Annotated in this window: 17 protein-coding genes and 8 tRNA genes; 8 read left to right on the top strand and 17 right to left on the bottom strand. The window is 63.6% G+C overall.

Features of this window, described 5'->3' with window-relative positions; genetic code table 11:
* Nucleotides 1–6 precede the first annotated feature (6 nt).
* The 5 genes from NFG58_RS03675 to rnr all read right to left on the bottom strand — a co-directional run bounded on the left by NFG58_RS03675 (nt 7) and on the right by rnr (nt 5,031).
* Complete coding sequence (locus NFG58_RS03675; protein ID WP_045992139.1) at nt 7–858, bottom strand: hypothetical protein; 852 nt, start codon at nt 856–858, stop codon at nt 7–9.
* 10 nt (nt 859–868) lie between these two features.
* Nucleotides 869–1,096 carry a 30S ribosomal protein S18 gene (gene rpsR / locus NFG58_RS03670; protein ID WP_016853668.1) on the bottom strand — a complete coding sequence of 76 codons (228 nt, stop codon included), beginning with the start codon at nt 1,094–1,096 and terminating at the stop codon, nt 869–871.
* A gap of 45 nt (nt 1,097–1,141) precedes the next feature.
* Nucleotides 1,142–1,513, bottom strand: a complete 372-nt coding sequence (gene rpsF, locus NFG58_RS03665; RefSeq protein WP_045992140.1) for a 30S ribosomal protein S6 — start codon at nt 1,511–1,513, stop codon at nt 1,142–1,144.
* A gap of 164 nt (nt 1,514–1,677) precedes the next feature.
* Complete coding sequence (gene rlmB / locus NFG58_RS03660; protein WP_204248931.1) at nt 1,678–2,418, bottom strand: 23S rRNA (guanosine(2251)-2'-O)-methyltransferase RlmB; 741 nt, start codon at nt 2,416–2,418, stop codon at nt 1,678–1,680.
* Between the two features lie 165 nt (nt 2,419–2,583).
* Nucleotides 2,584–5,031: a ribonuclease R gene (gene rnr / locus NFG58_RS03655; RefSeq protein ID WP_348815382.1), complete on the bottom strand. Its 2,448-nt coding sequence runs from the start codon at nt 5,029–5,031 to the stop codon at nt 2,584–2,586.
* A gap of 263 nt (nt 5,032–5,294) precedes the next feature.
* Here rnr and NFG58_RS03650 point away from each other — a divergent pair.
* From NFG58_RS03650 to NFG58_RS03640, 3 genes are all read left to right on the top strand, one after another.
* Nucleotides 5,295–5,381 (top strand) — tRNA-Leu (locus tag NFG58_RS03650).
* 65 nt (nt 5,382–5,446) lie between these two features.
* A tRNA-Leu gene (locus tag NFG58_RS03645) sits at nt 5,447–5,533 on the top strand.
* Nucleotides 5,534–5,598: 65 nt separating this feature from the next.
* A tRNA-Leu gene (locus NFG58_RS03640) sits at nt 5,599–5,685 on the top strand.
* Between the two features lie 200 nt (nt 5,686–5,885).
* Here the strand turns inward: NFG58_RS03640 and NFG58_RS03635 are convergent.
* Both NFG58_RS03635 and NFG58_RS03630 read right to left on the bottom strand, forming a co-directional pair.
* Entirely contained in the window at nt 5,886–6,758 is an 873-nt protein-coding gene (locus tag NFG58_RS03635) for a DNA/RNA non-specific endonuclease (protein ID WP_287163138.1), read from the bottom strand.
* Between the two features lie 115 nt (nt 6,759–6,873).
* Nucleotides 6,874–7,149 carry an Lrp/AsnC ligand binding domain-containing protein gene (locus NFG58_RS03630; RefSeq protein ID WP_045992143.1) on the bottom strand — a complete coding sequence of 92 codons (276 nt, stop codon included), beginning with the start codon at nt 7,147–7,149 and terminating at the stop codon, nt 6,874–6,876.
* Nucleotides 7,150–7,495: 346 nt separating this feature from the next.
* Between NFG58_RS03630 and NFG58_RS03625 the strand changes: the two genes are divergently transcribed.
* Nucleotides 7,496–7,810 (top strand): high-potential iron-sulfur protein, encoded by a 315-nt coding sequence (locus NFG58_RS03625; RefSeq protein ID WP_045992144.1) that lies wholly within the window; start codon nt 7,496–7,498, stop codon nt 7,808–7,810.
* Between the two features lie 127 nt (nt 7,811–7,937).
* On the opposite strand, the gene NFG58_RS03620 is transcribed toward NFG58_RS03625, so the two are convergent.
* From NFG58_RS03620 to NFG58_RS03575, 10 genes are all read right to left on the bottom strand, one after another.
* Nucleotides 7,938–9,503 carry a SpoVR family protein gene (locus tag NFG58_RS03620; protein ID WP_108131324.1) on the bottom strand — a complete coding sequence of 522 codons (1,566 nt, stop codon included), beginning with the start codon at nt 9,501–9,503 and terminating at the stop codon, nt 7,938–7,940.
* 100 nt (nt 9,504–9,603) lie between these two features.
* A complete protein-coding gene (locus tag NFG58_RS03615; RefSeq protein ID WP_045992146.1) occupies nt 9,604–10,890 on the bottom strand; it encodes a YeaH/YhbH family protein in 1,287 nt (428 codons plus the stop codon).
* Between the two features lie 63 nt (nt 10,891–10,953).
* The gene (locus NFG58_RS03610; protein ID WP_108131323.1) at nt 10,954–12,876 is read right to left on the bottom strand and encodes a PrkA family serine protein kinase; all 1,923 of its coding nucleotides are present in this window, start codon (nt 12,874–12,876) and stop codon (nt 10,954–10,956) included.
* 337 nt (nt 12,877–13,213) lie between these two features.
* Entirely contained in the window at nt 13,214–15,226 is a 2,013-nt protein-coding gene (locus NFG58_RS03605; RefSeq protein WP_287163144.1) for an NADPH-dependent 2,4-dienoyl-CoA reductase, read from the bottom strand.
* A gap of 430 nt (nt 15,227–15,656) precedes the next feature.
* Nucleotides 15,657–15,733 (bottom strand) — tRNA-Asp (locus tag NFG58_RS03600).
* 3 nt (nt 15,734–15,736) lie between these two features.
* Nucleotides 15,737–15,813: transfer RNA gene (locus tag NFG58_RS03595), tRNA-Val, on the bottom strand.
* Nucleotides 15,814–15,876: 63 nt separating this feature from the next.
* Nucleotides 15,877–15,953, bottom strand: a tRNA-Asp gene (locus NFG58_RS03590).
* Between the two features lie 29 nt (nt 15,954–15,982).
* A tRNA-Asp gene (locus NFG58_RS03585) sits at nt 15,983–16,059 on the bottom strand.
* Between the two features lie 40 nt (nt 16,060–16,099).
* Nucleotides 16,100–16,175 (bottom strand) — tRNA-Val (locus NFG58_RS03580).
* A 179-nt stretch (nt 16,176–16,354) separates the two neighbouring features.
* Nucleotides 16,355–17,065, bottom strand: coding sequence for an alpha/beta family hydrolase (locus NFG58_RS03575; RefSeq protein WP_124802784.1), 711 nt, complete (start codon nt 17,063–17,065; stop codon nt 16,355–16,357).
* 165 nt (nt 17,066–17,230) lie between these two features.
* Between NFG58_RS03575 and ccoN the strand changes: the two genes are divergently transcribed.
* From ccoN to ccoP, 4 genes are read left to right on the top strand one after another with little or no spacing between them, the layout of a single operon-like run.
* The gene (gene ccoN / locus NFG58_RS03570; protein ID WP_045992149.1) at nt 17,231–18,655 is read left to right on the top strand and encodes a cytochrome-c oxidase, cbb3-type subunit I; all 1,425 of its coding nucleotides are present in this window, start codon (nt 17,231–17,233) and stop codon (nt 18,653–18,655) included.
* Nucleotides 18,656–18,678: 23 nt separating this feature from the next.
* On the top strand, nt 18,679–19,296 hold the full coding sequence (gene ccoO / locus NFG58_RS03565; RefSeq protein WP_287163145.1) for a cytochrome-c oxidase, cbb3-type subunit II: 618 nt from the start codon (nt 18,679–18,681) through the stop codon (nt 19,294–19,296).
* 2 nt (nt 19,297–19,298) lie between these two features.
* Nucleotides 19,299–19,511, top strand: a complete 213-nt coding sequence (locus tag NFG58_RS03560; RefSeq protein WP_045992151.1) for a CcoQ/FixQ family Cbb3-type cytochrome c oxidase assembly chaperone — start codon at nt 19,299–19,301, stop codon at nt 19,509–19,511.
* Nucleotides 19,508–20,452 (top strand): cytochrome-c oxidase, cbb3-type subunit III, encoded by a 945-nt coding sequence (gene ccoP, locus NFG58_RS03555; RefSeq protein ID WP_287163147.1) that lies wholly within the window; start codon nt 19,508–19,510, stop codon nt 20,450–20,452. The genes NFG58_RS03560 and ccoP overlap by 4 nt, the downstream gene beginning before the upstream one ends.
* The last annotated feature ends 78 nt before the right edge of the window (nt 20,453–20,530 follow it).

Below are 20,530 nucleotides of genomic sequence, written 5' to 3'. Positions count from 1 at the left end.
TCTATGTCAGTTGTTGTGACCCAGACGCCCGCGGAAGTCCGCGAAGGTATCGATCAGGGCCACAACCAGCACGATGAGAATCATGGGCCAGGTGGTGATCAGCAGCAGATAGAACGCGACCAGCCACAACCCGTTCATTCCCTTACGTCCAACTACACCATGTGTCAGGCCGATGCCGGCCATCAGCAGCGGAATCCAGGCCAGCATGCCGATCCCGGGGAGACCCAGCAGGGTGCCGGCGATCACCAGCACCACCAACAGGATCAGCTCCCTCGGGGTGAGCCGCAGGGCGTGGAACTCTTCCCGGAAACCTCCCGGGTTGTAGAGCCCCGCCTGCCAGCTGCGTGCCAGGGCCAGACAGGCCACCGCAGCGAGCATCACCACCAGACCGGTGACACCGCTGATGACCAGCTCGGCCAGCCGACTGGCGTCGAGCCCCTGGGCAGCCAGCTCGTCGAGCATGGCCGCCACCTCGGAGGAACTCTGGCGCAGCTGCTCCAGCATCAGGGCGGTGTCTGCCTTGGGCAGGAACACCCCCAACTGGATCATCGCAGCGCCGGCCAGCGACCCCAGGATCAGCGCCTCGCCCCAGCGCATGCGGGAGCGCAGCACGATGGCCATCAACAGCGCCAGCAGGGTGGTCGCCAGAGGGATCGGATCTCCCTGGGTCCACCACCAGCCTGCCGGCACCGCCGCAGCGGCGATCACCGGCATCGCCGGTGCCATGCCCTTGCGCAAGGTCACCAGAGCGGCAATCGCCGCCCCGAACCAGAACAGCCAGGGCACCGCAGACGCCACCAGCGCGACCAGAGTCGCCTGGGGCATGCCTTTCATCGACCATCGGGCGACGGGCAGCATCGGCGACGACTTACTGGTGGCTGTCGGTGTAAGGCAGCAGGGCCAGGTAGCGTGCGCGCTTGATCGCGGTGGACAGCTGGCGCTGGTAACGGGCCTTGGTACCGGTGATGCGGCTGGGAACGATCTTGCCGGTCTCGGTGATGTAGGCCTTGAGCGTGTCCAGATCCTTGTAGTCGATCTGCTTCACGCCTTCAGCGGTGAAACGGCAAAACTTGCGGCGACGGAAAAAGCGTGCCATGGAAAGACTCCTTATACGTGCGTTGCAGAGCTAGTGATGCGCGGCTCAGGCGGATTCAGCGGTGCGCGGCTTTTCTTCGCGACGGGCACGCTTCTCTTCCACCGGCTTCATCATCGGAGACGCTTCGGTGATGGCTTCCTTGCAGCGCACCACCAGGCTGCGAATGATGGCGTCGTTGAAACGGAAGATGTTCTCGATTTCCTCGAGGGTCTCGCCGCTGCACTCGACGTTCATCAGCACGTAGTGAGCCTTGTGGATCTTGTTGATCGGGTAGGCCAGGTGACGGCGGCCCCAATCCTCGAGACGGTGAACAGTACCGGCGTTCTCGGTGACGATGCTGGTGTAGCGCTCGACCATGGCCGGAACCTGCTCACTCTGGTCCGGGTGGACCATGAAGACGATCTCGTAGTGACGCATGGATTCTCCTTTCGGTTTGGCAGCTTCCGCAGGGGCCTGAGTAGTCTCGGCGCCGGGGGAAGCAAGGAGTGAATAACAATTAGCCTGTCCCGCGCAGAACGCACGGGCGCCCAGATTCTACGGAGTTGTGATCAGGGTTGCAAGCCGATGCTGGAGCGACACCGTCACCCGCGGGCCTTGAGTTCGCGCTGGCGTACCACCTCGAACAGACAGACGCCGGTGGCCACCGACACATTGAGACTCGAGACGGTGCCCGCCATGGGCAGCTTGACCAGGTTGTCGCAGGCCTCCCGGGTCAACCGACGCATGCCCTTGCCCTCGGCCCCCATCACCAGCGCCATGGGCCCGGTGAAGTCGGCAGCGAAGACGCTGGCGTCGGCCTCGCCGGCGGTACCGGTGATCCACACCCCTTCTTCCTTCAGTCGCGCCATGGCGCGGGCCAGGTTGGTCACCTGATACACCGGCACGCTCTCGGCGGCACCGCAGGCCACCTTGCGCACGGTGGCGTTGAGCGGTGCCGACTTGTCCTTGGGCACGATCACGCCGTGCACCCCGGCGGCATCGGCACTGCGTAGACAGGCGCCGAAGTTGTGAACGTCGGTGACACCATCGAGGATCAGCAGCAGCGGCGGCGTCTCCAGCGGCCAGGCCTTGAGCTTGTGCCACAGGGACTCCTCGCCCTCCGGCGCCAGTGGCGGACAGAACGCCACGATACCCTGATGGGAGGCACCCTGGGAAAGGCCGTCGAGCTCTTCACGGAGCACGCTCCTGAGCCTGGCGCCGCGACTGCGCGCGGTATCGACCAGCTCACTGAGACGACGCCCGGCGTCGCCCTCCTGCACCCACAGTTCCTTGGGTGATTCGCCACGCTCCAGCAGCGCCCGGACGGCGTGGACGCCGAACACACTGTCGAGGCCGTTCGGCACTGCAGGACCATGCTGACCACGTCCCTTGCCACGCGCCTGAGTACGCGCCTGGTCATGCGTCTGGGACTGGCTCTGGCCGTGGCGACGGCGTCTGGAATCATGCTTGGCCACGGGCGGCCTCCTGGTCAATCTTCACGCGGGTGTTCATCCCTTGTTGCCACGCCGCGGACCGCGGCGCCGACGTCCGCCCTTCTTCTTCGGGGCATCCTGTTCGCCGACCCCGGAAGGGCCGTCGGCACGGCGCTTGGTGTCGCCCTGGGCCGTCCTGCCGCCGCGCCCCTTGCCCTGGCCTTTGCCCTGACTCTGGGCGCCTGCGTCGCGACGCTTGCGCGGTGCCCGACGAGGGCGCGGCTTGTCGTCGGCCATCTCGAAGTCGATCTTGCGCTCGTCGAGGTCGACCCGAGCCACCTGAACGGTGACCCCATCGCCCAGACGATAGCTGGTGCCGGTACGCTCGCCCTTGAGACGATGCTTCTCGGGCTCGTAGTGGTAGTAGTCCGACGGCAAGGAGGTGACGTGGACCAGTCCCTCGACATAGAACGCGTCGAGGCGCACGAAGATACCGAACTGGGTGACCGAGGCGATGGTACCGTCGTAGACCTCGCCGAGCTTGTCGGACATGAACTCGCACTTGAGCCAGCCCTCGACGTCACGGGTGGCGTCGTCGGCACGACGCTCGGTCATCGAGCAGTGCTCGCCAAGTTCGAGCATCTGCTCGAAGGTATAGGGACACCACTTGGTCGGCGGCTCCACCGGCGCTCCCTCGGCGCGCAGCACGGTGTTGGTCTGGCGCGGTCCGCGGATCACCGAACGAATGGCACGGTGCACCAGCAGATCGGGATAGCGACGAATCGGCGAGGTAAAGTGGGCGTAGGCCGGGTAGGCCAGGCCAAAGTGGCCCTCGTTGTGGGGCGAATACACCGCCTGACTCATCGAGCGCAGCATCACCGTCTGAATGATGTCGGCATCGTCGCGCCCCTTGATCGCCTCGGCCAGGTCACGGTAGTCCTGGGGCGTCGGTTCATCACCACCGCCGAGTGACATGCCGATCTCGTTGAGGAACAGCCGCAGCTTGTCCAGGCGTTCCGGCGACGGACGCTCGTGGATACGGTACAGCGCCGGCAGGTCGTGCTTGTCGAGGAAGCGCGCGGTGGCAACGTTAGCCGCCAGCATGCACTCCTCGATGATCTTGTGGGCGTCGTTGCGCGAGCGCGGCACGATCTTCTCGATCTTGCGCTCGTCGTTGAAGACGATGGCGGTCTCGGTGGTCTCGAAGTCGATGGCACCCCGTTCGGTACGCGCTTCTCGCAGCAACTGATACAGGCTGTGCAGGTTCTTCAGCGACGGCACCAGCGACTTGTACTCCTGGCGCAGGGCCTCGCCTTCCTCCCCCTCGTCCTGAAGGATCGCCGCCACCTTGTTGTAGGTCAGCCGGGCATGGGAACGGAAAACCGCCTCGTAGAAGCGATAACGGCTGATGGCCCCGGTCTTGGAGATGTTGAGCTCGCACACCAGCGCCAGACGATCGACGTCCGGGTTCAGCGAGCACAATCCATTGGACAGCAGCTCCGGCAGCATCGGCACCACCTGCCCCGGGAAGTACACCGAGTTGCCGCGGGCGATGGCCTCCTGATCGAGCGGGCTGCCGGGACGCACGTAGTGCGACACGTCGGCGATGGCCACCAGAAGCTTCCAGCTGCCCGAACGCGTCTTGTAGGCACACACCGCGTCGTCGAAGTCCTTGGCGGTCTCGTCATCGATGGTGACCAGCGGCTTGTCACGCAGGTCAATGCGGTGGTGCTTGTCCTCCTCGGCGACCTCGGCGGACATGCTGGCGATCTGGTCGGTGACATCCGGCGGAAACTCGGACGGGATCTCGTAGCTTCTCAGCGCGATGTCGATCTCCATACCGGGATCCATACGCTCTCCCAGCACCTCGATGACCTCGCCCACCGGCTGCACCCGGGTCTCGGGCTGCTTGACGATGCGTGCCGAGATGACCTGGCCGTCCTGGGCGCCACCACAGGCGCTGTGCGGGATGATCACCTCCTGGGTGATCCGATTGTTTTCGGGGATCAGTACCCCGAACTCGGGAGTATTCTCGCGATACACACCGACGATGGTCTGGGTGTTGCGCGCGATGACGTCCACCACCGTGGCCTCGTCACGGCCCCTGCGATCGCGTCCGCTGATGCGCACCAGCACGTGGTCACCGTGAAACACCCGGCGCATCTGTCGCGGGGGGATCACCAGATCAGGCTTCTTGCCGTCGTCGCGCAATAGAAAGCCGAAACCGTCCCGATGCCCCAGCACCTTGCCCTTGATCAGATCGAGCTTGTCGATCAGCGCATAGGCGTTGCGACGGTTGCGCAGCACCTGGCCGTCCCGCTCCATGGCGGACAGGCGGCGACGCACCGCCTCGCGCAGGTCCTCGTCATCGAGACCCAGCTGATCACTCATGGCCTCATGGGTCACCGGCGCCCCGATTTCCTCGAGCCGCTTGAGCAGGTATTCGCGGGACGGGGCGGGGTTGTCGTACTTGTGGGCTTCGCGGAGAGCGTGTTCGTCGGCGTCGAGCGTCCAATGGGTCATGCGAAAGGCATCCTTGGCAGGGTCGAGGACGGCAGGTGAGCGCCGACTCCCGGGCGCGAGCGTGCGGTCTTGTCGAAAATTTGTCGTAACATGCGCGCAGTATAGCGCTGGCGCGGCCTTGACCCAACCATAAGCGCCCGTGGATAGACCGGCCGCCCGCCGAGGACCCATTCAGGCAATGGTCACAACGGCAAAAAAAATCGCGCGAATCCTCATCGAGACGCTTGCATTATCCAGATGATTCGGTAACATACGCGCCACTTGCCCAGATGGCGGAATTGGTAGACGCGCTAGCTTCAGGTGCTAGTGTCCTTATGGACGTGGAGGTTCAAGTCCTCTTCTGGGCACCAACGATCCTTCGGGATCACGACGATGCAAGTCGTCACGCTCTTTGTCAGTCAAGCAGCACGTGTTCGCCCAGGTGGCGGAATTGGTAGACGCGCTAGCTTCAGGTGCTAGTGTCCTTATGGACGTGGAGGTTCAAGTCCTCTCCTGGGCACCATCGACTCGTCAGGGTCGACGAACACGACAGACTGATGCAAGATTGACAAGAGAATCGCATGACATGCCCAGGTGGCGGAATTGGTAGACGCGCTAGCTTCAGGTGCTAGTGTCCTTATGGACGTGGAGGTTCAAGTCCTCTCCTGGGCACCATCGTCATGCAGACAACGGATCCGCATTGGATCGACAAGAACCCGCGCCTCGTCGCGGTTTTTTTGTGTCTGAAATCTGCACCGATCCCAGATATCCCTCTACCTCACCTTCCTCTTGCCCTATCCCTCTGCGCCCCCTCCTGACGCAGCAGAACAGCAACAGGCGACCCGACGGTATTGCGCTACCCGCGACTTCGCCCCCTAATCAAATCGCGAGGGCAACTCCGCCACCTGGGACAACGCCCAGTCGCCGACACCCGCGACCGACTCCCAGTCAGATTCCTGACTCGCCGGCAGCCGCGGCAGGAAATTCAGCCCGGTGCTTGCTTCTACCTCGTCGATGCTGACCAGAAACTGCTTGAGCGACTCGTCGCCACGCACGTCCTGGGGCATGATAAATGCCACCGCCAGCGGCGTATCGCCCGGCACCACCACGATCTTGTAGAACGCCACCGGCACCTCGACGAAGCCGACGCGATCGAGTAGACGATCGATCTCGAGATCGGTGATTCGTGTCTCGGCGTAGATCGGGCCGGTGATCACCTGCAGCCGGCCGAAGCGCGGCAGAAAGTGGTCCATCACCACCTCCTCCAGGCGCTGCCACAGCTGCCGATTGAGCGCGGGCTTCTGCGGCATCATGTTGCTCATCAGAAAGCTGTCGTCCTGGGCGTCCTCTCCCCACACCTTGGCCATGGCGTAGTTCGGGGCCAGGTGGCCACGGTCGTAACCACTGCCCGAGTAGCTAGAGGTGCTGACAGGCCACAGCGTGCGCCAGTCCTGGCGGAAACCGGGTCGCGGCCCGATCTGCCGATCCCCGCTCTGGCGTAGCTCATAGCTGACCCACAGCGCACCGACGCGGACATCCGACCATCCCAGCAGATAGCCATCGTTACGCATGACGCGGGTGAAGGACAAGACGCCGGGCTCGGCCCACTCGGTTACCCCCATCCAGCTCATGCGATCACGGTAGCCCTGCTCTGTGCTGTGCCACAGAAAGGCACCCGCGGCGACCAGCACCAGCGAGACAAGGAGGTTTCGGGGGCGGGGTATCAGGCGATCGAGTGAAAGGTCCACACGCTTCCTTGATGCAAAGAGTCACGAGATGGCGAAGAGGTGCTGGTCGCCGGCGCGTCGAACGAGCGGCGTTGCGCCGGCCCGGCGCAGTCACCGGGCCGCCGACGCGATCTTGCTACCACCCCAGCGAGAACATGGTCTCCAGGTCGTGACGGGAGTGCACCTGCATGGCGTTGAGGGTCTCGGTGTCGGCGATCCCTTCCACCGCGTTCAGGCGCCCGGTGACGAGTTCGGCCAGGCTCTCGAAATCACGGGTGCGCGCGATCGCCACCAGGTCGTAGCGACCGCAGGTGGAGTACACCTCGCTGATGCCGTCGACCTCGGCGAGGCGCTCCGCCACCGCCTTGACCTGGCCCTTTTCGGCATTGATCAGGATCACTGCATTCTGCATGGTCGCCCTCCTTCGATGTCCGTCTTCGCCAGGCCAACCAAGCCCACGGCACAGACGGCAAGATGTGGTGTGCTCGCGGCGCAGTATATCAGCGCCGGCGCGGCACGGGCAGCACCACCCGACAGGCACCACCTGCGTGGCGGATTGCCGCAGCGGAGTAGCGAGGATTCGCCAAGACTCAAAGGCTTAGCTAATCTGAATGTTCAGCGCCGCCTAGAGCGCACGAGGTCGCCCAGGCTCACCGGGCACACTCGATAACATCGGTCCAGCAGAAACGGGCCCAACCAAGACCGTTCGACTATCGACTTCGATCACCATCGATCGAGCCACAACGAGGAGCCCCACCATGGCCAAGCACAGCCGCCGTGACTTCCTGCGCCACAGTCTGCTGGGCATCGCCGCCCTGCCTCTGGGCGCTGGCGTACTGTCCCGCACCGCCCTGGCCCAGAGCCTGCCGCGCCTGGATACCGACAACGCCCAGGCCAAGGCGCTCGGCTACGTCGAGAACGCCAGCGACGCCAGTGGCAACGCCGCCTACGAAGAGGGAGAGACCTGCGCCAACTGCATGTTCTTCAACGCCGAGACCGAAGGCTGCCAGCTGTTCCCGCAGAACAGCGTGGAGCCGGGCGGGTGGTGCCAGTCCTGGACCGCCAAGCCCTGACGTCTGGCTGACCAGCGTCGGATTCACCAGGGGTAGGCTGAAAAGAGCGCGCCCCTGAGCCACACCAGAACGACAACACCCCGGGCCGATGGCCCGGGGTGTTGTCGTTTGCCGCTCTTGCCGAGTCTCAAGCGCCTTCTTCGCTGTCCGGCAGCGGCCACTGATAGCGACGCACCACCTCATCGCCGTCCCAGGACTCCAGCTTGACCGGAAAGCCCCACAGTTGATGCAGATGACGGATCACCGGATAGACACTGCGTGCCAGCGGTCGCCGCTGATCCTGCACGTGGCGCAGCGTCAGCGAACGATCACCACGGATATCCGCCTCATAGACCTGAATATTGGGCTCACGCAGCGACAGCGCATACTGCGTGGACAGCGCCTCGCGCACCCGCCGGTAGCCTCGCTCATCATGGATGGCGCCGACCTCCAGGGTCTCCTCCTGGTCATCGTCGACGATCTGGAACAGCTTCAGATCGCGGATCACCTTGGGCGAGAGAAACTGCTGAATGAAGGACTCGTCCTTGAAGTTGCGCATGGCAAAGTTCAACGTCTCGCGCCAGTCACTGCCGGCGATGTCGGGGAACCACTCGCGGTCCTCGTCATTGGGCGCCTCGCAGATACGCTTCAGGTCGGTGAAGATGGCGAACCCCAGGGCGTAGGGGTTGATGCCGTTGTAGTAGGGGCTATCGAAGGCCGGCTGACTGACCACGGCGGTATGCGACTGCAGGAACTCGAGGATCAGCCCTTCGTCCACCGCGCCCTCGTCGAACAAACGATTCATCAGGGTGTAGTGCCAGAAGGTCGCCCAGCCCTCGTTCATCACCTGGGTCTGGCGCTGGGGGTAGAAGTACTGGGCCAGCTTGCGCACGATACGCACCACCTCACGTTGCCAGGGCGCCAGCAGCGGAGCGTTCTTCTCGATGAAGTACAGCAGGTTTTCCTGGGGCTCCGGCGGATAACGCCCGCCACCTCGCAGCCCCAGCGGATCGTCCTCGGACGCCATGGGCTCGGCGATGCTGCCCACATCACCGGTTGGAATGGTGCGCCACAGGGTGTTGACCTGGGTCTGCAGGTAGTCTTCGCGTTCCTGCTGACGGCGAGCCTCCTCCTCGGGAGATACCGGGGACGGACGCTTGTAGCGGTCGACGCCATAATTCTGCAGGGCGTGACAGGCGTCGAGCAGCTGCTCCACCGCCTGGACACCGTGGCGCTCTTCGCACTGGCTGATGTACTTGCGGGCGAACACCAGGTAGTCGACGATCGAGGAGGCGTCGGTCCAGGTCCGAAACAGATAGTTGCCCTTGAAGAAGGAGTTGTGGCCATAGCAGGCGTGCGCCATGACCAGCACCTGCATCATCAGGGTGTTCTCTTCCATCAGGTAGGCGATGCAGGGATCTGAATTGATCACCAGTTCGTAGGCCAGCCCCATCTGACCACGCCGATAGGCCTGCTCCACCGCCAGAAACTGCTTGCCGAAGGACCAGTGGTGATAGCCCACCGGCATGCCGACGCTGGCGTAGGCGTCCATCATCTGCTCGGTGGTGATGATCTCGATCTGGTTGGGGTAGGTATCGAGCCGGTACTCGTCTGCCAGTCGCGCGATCTCGGCCTCGAACTCGGTGAGATCGTCAAAGCTCCAGTCGGAGCCGGTGGCGATGGGCTTGGCGTGGCGCTTGGTCAAGGTGGTCATGGAGCTCCCCTCCTCTCCGGGGCTCTATCATCGCCCGGAGTTGCGTAGCGCTTGTTCAGGGGCCGCAAGGCCCCGGCCTGCTGTCGAATCGACCGAGGGGTCAACTCTCGGCGCGACGCTTGAACAAGGCACGGAACACCGGATAGATATCCCCCGGCTCGACGATCTGACGCATGGCGAAACGGTCAGGATAGGCCGCCTCCACCCGCTCGTACTCTTCCCACAGGGCCTGGTGGGCGTGGGGCGTGATCTCCACGTAGGTGAAGTACTGCAGGCGCCCCATCAGTGACTTGGTCAGGAGCTCGCGACAGTTCACCGAATCATCGTCCCAGTTGTCGCCATCCGAGGCCTGGGCCACGTACAGATTCCACTGACCCGGCGGGTAGCGCTTGTCGATGATCTCGTCGACCAGGGTCAAGGCGCTGGAGACGATGGTGCCGCCGGTCTCCCTGGAGTAGAAGAACTCCTCCTCGTCGACCTCCTTGGCGGCGGTATGATGCCTGACAAAGACCAGCTCGACCCGCTCGTAGCTGCGCTCGAGAAACAGGTACAGCAGCAGGAAGAAGCGCTTGGCGATGTCCTTGTGGGCCTGGGTCATCGACCCGGAGACGTCCATCACGCAGAACATCACCGCCTTGCTCGATGGCTGGGGCTGGTTGATCAGGTGGTTGTAGCGAAGATCGTAGGTGTCGATGAAGGGCACCGCCTCCAGGCGCCGCTCCAGGCGCTCGATCTCGTCCTTGAGCTCCTGTATGCGAGCGGGGTTTCGGAGCACCGGATCCTTGCGTTCCTCGACCTCCAGTGCCTCCTGAGCCTCGCGCAGGGCCCGACGAATGGGCGCCCGCATGGCGATACGTCGGGCCTGGGCCTCGCGCATGGAGCGCACGATGTTGATCCTCGCCGGCACCCCGTCCCGGGACACCCCGGCGCGCACCGGCCGCACCTCCTCGACGTCGACCAGCGGCTTGCGCTCCAGGTGGGGCAACTCCAGGCCGTCGAAGACAAACTCGAGAAATTCCTCCCGCGTCAGGGTGAAGGCGAACTCGTCCATGCCCTCACCCTGATTGGAAGCGCCGCCTTCGCCGCTGCCATCGCCACCACCGCCGCCACCGTCCGGACGGCGCAGGCGATCCCCTTCCTGAAATTCGCGATTGCCCGGCGCGACGATGGAGCGACGCCCCCCGCTGCCGTGCTGGAATACCGGCTCGGAGATATCACGGCTCGGGATCGAGACCTTCTCGCCGCGCTCCATGTCGGTGATGGAACGGCGATTCACCGCCTCCTCCACGGAGCGCTTGATATGGGTCCGATAACGGTCAAGAAAGCGCTGGCGGTTGACCGCGCTCTTGTTCTTGGCGTTGGCTCGGCGATCGATGAAGTAGGTCATGAGACCTCCTGGGCGCAGTCGACAAGGGTGGCAGGCACCGGGACGCTCCCGGTGCCTTCACGGCTACTGCGACTTGCGCACCCTCAGGTACCACTCCGACAGCAGGCGCACCTGCTTCTCGGTGTAGCCTCGATCCTTCATCCGCGCCACGAAGTCCTCGTGTTTCTTGATGTCGGCAGAGGATGCCTTGGCGTTGAAGGAAATCACCGGCAGCAGCTCCTCGGTGTTGGCGAACATCTTGTGCTCGATCACACCACGCAGCTTCTCGTAGGACTGCCAGCCCGGATTCATGCCGTTGTTCTGGGCACGCGCCCTGAGCACGAAGTTGACCACCTCGTGGCGGAAGTCCTTGGGATTGGAGATGCCCGCCGGCTTCTCGATCTTTTCCAGCTCGTCATTGAGCGACTGGCGATCGAACAGCTCGCCGGTCTCGGGATCCCGGTACTCCTGATCCTGGATCCAGAAGTCGGCGTAGGTGACGTAGCGGTCGAAGATGTTCTGACCGTACTCGGAGTAGGACTCCAGGTAGGCGGTCTGGATCTCCTTGCCGATGAAGTCGACGTAGCGCGGCGCCAGGTACTCCTTGATGTAGCGCAGGTAACGCTCGAAGGTCTCCTTGGGCAATTGCTCCTGCTCCAGACGCTGCTCCAGCACGTACAGCAGGTGCACCGGGTTGGCCGCCACCTCATGGTTGTCGAAGTTGAATACCTTCGACAGGATCTTGAAGGCGAAGCGTGTGGACAGCCCGTCCATGCCCTCGTCCACCCCGGCGCTGTCGCGATACTCCTGGATCGACTTGGCCTTGGGATCGGTGTCCTTCAGGTTCTCGCCGTCATAGACCCGCATCTTGGAGTAGACGCTTGAGTTCTCCGGCTCCTTGAGCCGCGACAGCACCGAGAACTGGGCCAGCATGCGCAGGGTATCCGGCGCGCAGGGAGCCTGGTTGAGCGAGGAGTGCTCGAGCAGCTTCTTGTAGATGTTGATCTCTTCGGAGACCCGCAGGCAGTAAGGCACCTTGACGATGTAGACCCGGTCGAGGAAGGCCTCGTTGTTGCGATTGTTGCGGAACGCCTGCCACTCGCTCTCGTTGGAGTGGGCCAGCACAACGCCATCGAAGGGTATCGCGCCCATGCCCTCGGTGGGGTTGTAGTTGCCTTCCTGGGTGGCGGTCAGCAGCGGATGCAGCACCTTGATCGGCGCCTTGAACATCTCGACGAACTCCATCAGACCCTGGTTGGCCCGACACAGGCCACCGGAGAAGCTGTAGGCGTCCGGGTCATCCTGGGAATAAAGCTCGAGCTGGCGGATGTCCACCTTGCCCACCAGCGAGGAGATGTCCTGGTTGTTCTCGTCGCCAGGCTCGGTCTTGGAGATGGCGATCTGATTGAGACGTGAGGGATACAGCCGCACCACCCGGAACTGGGAGATGTCACCACCGGACTCCTTGAGTCGCTTGGCTGCCCAGGGCGACATCACGCTGCGCAGGTGGCGACCGGGAATGCCGTACTCCTTCTCGAGCAGCTCGCCGTCTTCTTCGGGCGAGAACAGGCCAAGCGGGGACTCGTGCACCGGAGAACCCTTGATGGCGTAGAACGGCACTTTTTCCATCAACAGCTTGAGCCGCTCGGCCAACGACGACTTGCCGCCCCCCACCGGCCCCAGCAGGTAGAGAATCTGCTTTTTCTCTTCCAGGCCCTGAGCGGCGTGGCGGAAGTAGGCCACGATCTGCTCGATGGCCTCCTCCATGCCATGGAATTCACTGAACGCCGGGTAGCGGCGTATCACCTTGTTGGAAAAGATCCGCGCCAGCCTCGGGTCCTTGGCGGTGTCGATCACCTCCGGTTCACCGATGGCTTCCAGCATGCGCTCTGGCGCACTGGCGTAGACGGAAGGGTCTTGACGGCAGAGTTCCAGATATTCCTGCAGGGACATTTCTTCCTGCTGGACGCGAGCGAAGCGGTTCTGCACATGGTCGAAGATGCTCATCGATGCCTCCTGTGATGCCCGGGACTCGATCTGGACGACGTCACCCACCCTTGCCTGCCATCGCCCTTGTCGAGGGGGTACTCTCAGCGTAGAACAGCATTAGCCAATGACGATGCTCGGATCTTCAACGCTGAACGTCCTTACCTATAAGAACTCATGCCAGCAGAAGCGTTTCATTGTCCAGACGTAATTCGACCTAAGAGGGTCAAGAGGCACCAAAGCCGAGGTAGCCGACGGCCGGGAAGCCAGCGCCGGACGCCACCTGCCCGGTCCTCATGAGGCACGACAGCGCACCTCCTGAGGATTACCGAATCTGCATATTTTATTGTCGACAATCCTACAGTGACGCCGCCAGACGCACGCCCTGATCGATGGCGCGCTTGGCGTCCAGCTCCGCTGCCTTGTCCGCCCCACCGATGATCGACACCCGAACGCCGGCGGCCTCAAGTGGCGCTACCAGCTCACGCACCGACTCCTGCCCGGCACACACCACCACACTGTCCACGGCCAGGGTGCGCTCCTCGCCGTCAACGCTCAGATGCAGGCCCTGGTCGTCGATACGCTGATACTCGCAGCCGGGTATCGCCTGGACTCCCCGATGGCGCAGCGAGGCCCGATGCACCCAGCCAGAGGTAGTGCCGAGCCCCTTGCCGGGCTTGGAGCTCTTGCGCTGCAGCAGAAAGACCTCCCGCGGTGACTCGGGACGCTGTGCGGGCTTGAGCCCTCCCGGCGCGCTCACGGAGAGATCCACGCCCCACTCGTCACACCACTCGGCCAGGGGGTCGTCACCCGGGGCGACGTGGGTCAGTAACTCCGCCACGTCAAAGCCGATACCGCCGGCGCCGATGATGGCGACCCGCCGCCCGACCCGCCCGGGTGACTCGATTGCCTCTGCGTAGCTCAGCACACTGGCATGATCGGCACCGGGCAACTGAAGCTGGCGGGGACGGACGCCGGTGGCCAGCACCACATGATCAAAGCCCTCAAGATCAGCCACCGTTGCTTCACAGGACAGCCTGACGTCGACACCGGTCTTGTCGAGCATGACCCGGAAGTAGCGCAGCGTCTCGTCGAACTCCTCCTTGCCAGGTATCCGACGGGCAAAGTTGAACTGCCCCCCCAGACTGGCCTGGCGCTCGAACAGGGTGACCCTGTGGCCCCGCTCGGCGGCACTGACGGCGGTAGCGAGTCCAGCAGGACCGCCCCCTACCACCGCCACCGTCTGCGGCGTGGCGGCCGGCTCCAGCGACAGCTCGGTCTCGTGACAGGCGCGAGGGTTGACCAGGCACGAGGTCAGCTTGCCCTGGAAGGTGTGGTCGAGGCAGGCCTGGTTGCAGGCGATGCAGGTGTTGATCTCGTCTGCCCTGTCGCCGCGAGCCTTGGCCACCCAGGCGGGGTCGGCCAGCAGAGGCCGAGCCATGGAGACCATGTCGGCGTGGCCCTCGGCGAGCACCCGCTCGGCCACCTCGGGCATGTTGATGCGGTTGGTGGTGATCAGCGGAATTGTCACCGCCTGGCGCATGCGCCGGGACACCTCGGTAAAGGCCGCCCGCGGCACACTGGTGACGATGGTCGGCACCCTGGCCTCGTGCCAGCCGATGCCGGTGTTGATGACGTCGGCACCGGCGGCTTCCACCGCCCGCCCCAGGGCGATGACCTCGTCATGGGTGCTGCCGTCCTCCACCAGGTCGATCATCGACAGCCGGTAGATCAGCAGAAAGCGATCCCCCACCGCCGCGCGTACCCGGCGCAAAATCTCCAGCGCAAAGCGACAGCGATTGTCGAAGTCGCCGCCCCAGCGATCCTGGCGCTGATTGGTGCGCCGACAGATGAACTGGTTGATCAGGTAGCCCTCGGACCCCATGATCTCGACGCCATCGTAGCCGGCCTGCTGGGCCAGGCGCGCGCAGCGCACGTAGTCGTCGATCTGCCGCTCCACATCCTCGTCAGTAAGCTCACGCGGCACGAAGGGATTGATCGGCGCCTGGATCGCCGACGGCGCCACCAGCTCCGGCGAATAGGCGTAGCGCCCAGCGTGCAGGATCTGCATGCAGATGCGTCCGCCCTCGGCGTGCACCGCCTCGACGACCTGACGGTGTCCCTCGAGCTGGTCCTCGCTGGTCAACTGCGAGGCCCCCTGGAAGACGGCGCCTTCGGCGTTGGGGGCGATGCCGCCGGTCACAATCAGCGCCACTCCCTCGCGGGCGCGCTCGGCGTAGAAGGCGGCCAGACGCTCGAAGCCGCGCGGTGCTTCTTCCAGGTTGGTATGCATGGAGCCCATCAGCACACGATTGGGCAGGCTCAGATGGCCCAGGCGCAAGGGAGTGAAGAGCTGGGGATAGGCGGTCACGGGGCGGTCCTTCGCAGCACAGGCTGCGCGTTGTTGTTGGCGGTGTCGGATGGCGCGCTCACACAATTGGCGCCACTCATCGACCAATTTCAAACAACTGTATGATAGCAGTCCACCCTCTGCCACCCCCCTCGATGAAAATGCGCGCAAAACGCATCGTCGGGCAAAGGTTTCTTTCTGGCCAGCTCCGGGGATAGCTCTTGAAAGAGCTCTTGAAAGAGCTCTTGAAAGAGCTCCTGAAACAGCTCCTAAAATAGCCCCTGGAATCGCCCTCCTGGAACAGCTCTCTGGATAGCCCTCCAGTCAACCCTCGTCCACCACCGCTGACCTGACGCACACGAAAAAGGCCCCGCTGCGTAGCAGCGGGGCCTTCCGAAATAAGCGCCGGTAACAGGACCGGACTTTTCCAGCGAACTGGATCGAGTGAAACTGGCGGACCGGACGGGACTCGAACCCGCGACCTCCGGCGTGACAGGCCGGCATTCTAACCAACTGAACTACCGGTCCGCGTGGTGGGTGATACCGGATTCGAACCAGTGACCCCCAGCATGTGAGGCTGGTGCTCTAACCAACTGAGCTAATCACCCACGTTATTTCACACGGTGCGATGTCTCGAGTTTCCTGAAGACGTCGTCTTTGGCTTGTCATCGTGGCGGACCGGACGGGACTCGAACCCGCGACCTCCGGCGTGACAGGCCGGCATTCTAACCAACTGAACTACCGGTCCGCAATGATGACCAATTCGAGAAGAGACGCTGGCGGACCGGACGGGACTCGAACCCGCGACCTCCGGCGTGACAGGCCGGCATTCTAACCAACTGAACTACCGGTCCAGCGCTCTCTACTCTACGTGTCCATCCATCATTTTCATGATGGTGGGTGGTACAGGGTTCGAACCTGTGACCCCCAGCTTGTAAGGCTGGTGCTCTCCCAGCTGAGCTAACCACCCCTGGTCACGTGGCGCTGCATTCTACAGAACATCCGGGGGATGTCAACGCGCTCCACGCATCTTTCTCGTTTTTTTTGTCCCGACTTTTGCCCGTGCATTCATCGACTTGGGCCGAAAGCCAGACGGCGCAAGGGCTGGCGCCACAGCGCCGTGATATCCACCCTTGCAGAAAGAAGCGCTCACGACTTGCCCATGGCGTCCGCGGTAGCGCGCGCCGCCTTAGCCATCAGGTCCTGACGCGACAGTCCACTCAAGCGCCGCGGCGACCAGTCGTGGTCACCATCCTCGAGCCATTCAAGACGCGCATGCGCCGGCAACTCATAGCCCGCCACCTCGTCTCGAGTACCGAAAGGGTCCCGGGTACCCTGCAGCACCACCAGAGGGCAAGCCAGCGACGGCCAGTGATCCAGCCGCAGGCGCTCGGGCTTGCCCACGGGATGAAAGGGGTAGCCAGCCAGCACCAGCCCCGGTGCACCGTCCTCGGCGGCCAGCAGACTGGCCACCCGCCCGCCCATGGACTTGCCGCCGAGCCACAGCGCCCCTGGCACCATCTGCGACAAAACGTCACGCCAGAGGCGCATTTCCTCCACCAGCCGAGCCACCCTGGGCGGCGGCCGCCGACGCCCCGCCGCACGCATCTCGCGCAGATAGGCAAACTCGAATGACAGCGTCTGTACGCCGGCCCGGGCCAGCGCCGCGCGCCATTCAAGCAAAAAGGGTGAATCGTGTCCGGCACCGGCCCCATGCGCCAGCAACAACACGTCTCGGCAAGGTGGTCCCTCCAGGATCACCGGCGCCAGGTCGGGCACCTGCCACTCGCCACGGTGCCCGGCGGCGAGTGCCTGGCTGAATTCCTGAGTAAAAGCGTCGGGTAAAACGAGTTGTGACACGGCAAAGTTTCCAAAGTTCACTGCCACCAGAGGCTAAGTTCTTCTCACTGCCAGGCTGGGCTAGAATTCTGAGTGGTTGTTGATCTGCATCATTCTGAGGCAATTGCCGGGCAGGCACTATGGCCGGGGGATCGTCCCCTTTACGCGATCGATGGGAAACTGATCATGAGCACAGCATTTGAACATCCGACCTACAACTACAAGGTGGTCCGGCAGTTCGCGATCATGACGGTGGTGTGGGGCATCGTGGGCATGACCCTCGGTGTGATTCTCGCCGCCCAACTGGTCTGGCCGGAACTCAACCTTGGCTTGCCCTGGACAAGCTTCGGTCGGCTTCGCCCGCTGCATACCAATGCGGTCATCTTCGCCTTCGGCGGCTCCGCCCTGTTCGCGACGTCCTACTACGTCGTCCAGCGCACCTGCCAGGTGAGGCTGATCAGCGACAAGCTGGCCGCCTTTACCTTCTGGGGCTACCAGGCGGTCATCCTGTGCGCGGTCGTCACCCTGCCGCTGGGCCTCACCGAGGTCAAGGAATACGCCGAGCTGGAATGGCCCATCGACATTCTGCTCGCGGTGGTGTGGGTTACCTACGCAGCCGTCTTCCTCGGCACCATCAAGGTCCGCAAGACCTCCCACATCTACGTGGCCAACTGGTTCTTCGCCGCCTTCATCCTGACCGTTGCCGTACTGCACATCGTCAACAGCGCGGCCCTTCCGGTCACCGCCACCTACTCCATCTCCATCTACTCCGGCGCCATCGACGCCATGGTGCAGTGGTGGTACGGCCACAACGCGGTAGGCTTCTTCCTGACCGCCGGCTTCCTCGGCATGATGTATTACTTTGTGCCCAAGCAAGCCGAGCGCCCGGTCTACTCCTACCGCCTGTCCATCGTCCACTTCTGGGCGCTGATCATGGTCTACATGTGGGCCGGCCCCCACCACCTGCACTACACCGCCCTGCCGAACTGGGCGCAGTCGCTGGGCATGGTGATGTCGATCATTCTGCTGGCGCCCTCCTGGGGCGGCATGATCAACGGCATGATGACCCTCTCCGGGGCCTGGCATAAGCTGCGAACCGACCCGACCCTGCGCTTTCTCGTCGTCGCGTTGTCGTTCTACGGCATGTCGACCTTCGAAGGCCCGATGATGGCGGTGAAGACCGTCAACGCCCTGTCCCACTACACCGACTGGACCATCGGTCACGTCCACGCCGGCGCCCTCGGCTGGGTCGCGATGATCACCATCGGCTCGATGTACCACCTGATTCCACGCCTGTTCGGTCACACCGAGATGTACTCCGTCAAGCTGGTGGCGGTGCACTTCTGGCTGGCCACCATCGGCACCGTGCTGTACATCGCCGCGATGTGGGTCAACGGCATCCTGCAGGGCCTGATGTGGCGCGCCATCAACGAAGACGGCACCTTGATGTACACCTTCGTCGAGACCGTCGAGGCCAGCGGCCCCGGCTATATCGTGCGCCTGATCGGTGGCCTTTTCTGGGTGACCGGCATGCTGATCATGGCCGTCAACGTGGCCATGACCGTCAAGGGTTCCGCCAAGCGCGGCGCGCCCCTGCCCCAGACCGCCTGAGTCAACGAAGGACCGAGACTGACATGAAACACGAGATCATAGAAAAGAACATCGGTTTGATGGCGGTGCTGGTGCTGGTGGTAATCAGCTTCGGTGGCCTGGCCGAGATCGTACCGCTGTTCTTCCAGAAGCAGACCACGGAGCCGGTCGAGGGCCTCGAGCCGCTGTCCGCGCTGGAACTGGAAGGCCGGGACATCTATCGCCGCGAAGGCTGCGTCGGCTGTCATTCGCAGATGATTCGCCCCTTCCGTGCCGAGACCGAGCGCTATGGCCACTACAGTGTGGCCGGTGAATCCGTCTACGAGCACAACTTCCTGTGGGGGTCCAAGCGCACCGGCCCGGACCTGGCCCGCGTCGGCGGTCGCTACAGTGACGACTGGCATCGTGCCCACCTCTACAACCCGCGGGACGTGGTGCCGGAATCGGTGATGCCGGCCTACCCCTGGCTGTTCGAGAACACCCTGGACGGCGAGGACACCCCGGCCAAGATGCGCACCCTTCAGAAACTGGGCGTGCCTTACACCGACGAGCAGATCGCCAACGCCACCAGCGAGGTCCGCGGTGAGCGTGAAATCACCGCCCTGGTCGCCTACCTGCAGCAGCTTGGCACGGTGTTGCCCAGCTCGGCGAAGAGCCCGTAACCATGGATATCGGAACCTTTCGCGGCATCTTGACCGGCATCCTGCTGATCGCCTTCCTGGGCCTGGTGGCCTGGGCCTACTCGAGCCGCCGCAAGCGCGAGTTCGATCAGGCGGCGCAGCTGCCGTTCGCCGACGACGACGAACAACCGAATCGTGACCGCACGGCCGAGCGACAGGCCGATTCCCGAGAGGACAGGGGAGAGAAGAACACATGAATACGCTTTGGGGTGATGCCCTCTCAGGCTTCTGGAGTGCCTGGATCATCGTCATCACGCTCGGCACCATCGGCTTTGCGTTCTGGCTTCTGTGGGCCAACCGCAAGACCGACAAGCGCCCTGACGCCGACGGCACCGTCGAGACCACCGGCCACACCGCCGACGGTATCGACGAATACGACAACCCGCTGCCTCGCTGGTGGTTTCAGCTTTACGTTGCCACGGTGATCTTCTCCCTGGGCTATCTGGTGCTGTATCCGGGCCTCGGCAACTTCGCCGGTGTGCTGGGCTGGAGCCAGGAAGGTCAGTGGGAGGAAGAGGTCGCCCAGGCCGAAGAGCGCTTTGCACCGATCTTCGAGAAGTACCAGCAGGTACCCATCCCGGAACTCGCCCAGGACGGTGACGCCATGCAGGTGGCCGAGCGCATCTTCCTCAACAACTGCGCCATCTGCCACGGTTCCAACGCCAAGGGCGGCTACGGCTTCCCCAATCTGACCGACGACGACTGGCTCTACGGCGGCGAGCCCGAGCACATCGTCACCACCATCAACAACGGACGCAATGGCCTGATGCCGTCATGGCAGCAGCTCGGCGCGGACAATATCGAGAACCTGACCCAGCATGTGCTGTCGCTGTCCGGCCAGGCCGAGGACGCCGAACGTGCCGAAAAAGGCGGCGCCGTCTTCACCTCGGTATGTGCCGCCTGCCATATGCCTGACGGTACCGGCAACCAGGCGCTGGGCGCGCCCAATCTGACCGACGACAGCTGGCTGTACCAGGCACCGGGCCAGAGCCTGGCCGACTCCGTGCGTCAGACGCTGCGCAACGGCCGCAATGGCCATATGCCGGCGCAGGCCGCCTACATCGGCGAGGAGCGGGTCCACCTGGTCGCCGCCTATGTCTATGGTCTGAGCCAGAATCAAGACCAGAAGAGTCAGTAGTGACCCCAGCGGGATCGCTCCCGCGGCGAGTGCGGCGCTTGGCCGCACTCGCCACCCACCTACCCGTCAATCGCTAGA

This window comes from Halomonas sp. RT37 (assembly GCF_040070525.1).
Lineage (GTDB): Bacteria > Pseudomonadota > Gammaproteobacteria > Pseudomonadales > Halomonadaceae > Halomonas > Halomonas litopenaei.
This window is presented reverse-complemented; position numbering and strand designations above follow the sequence as displayed.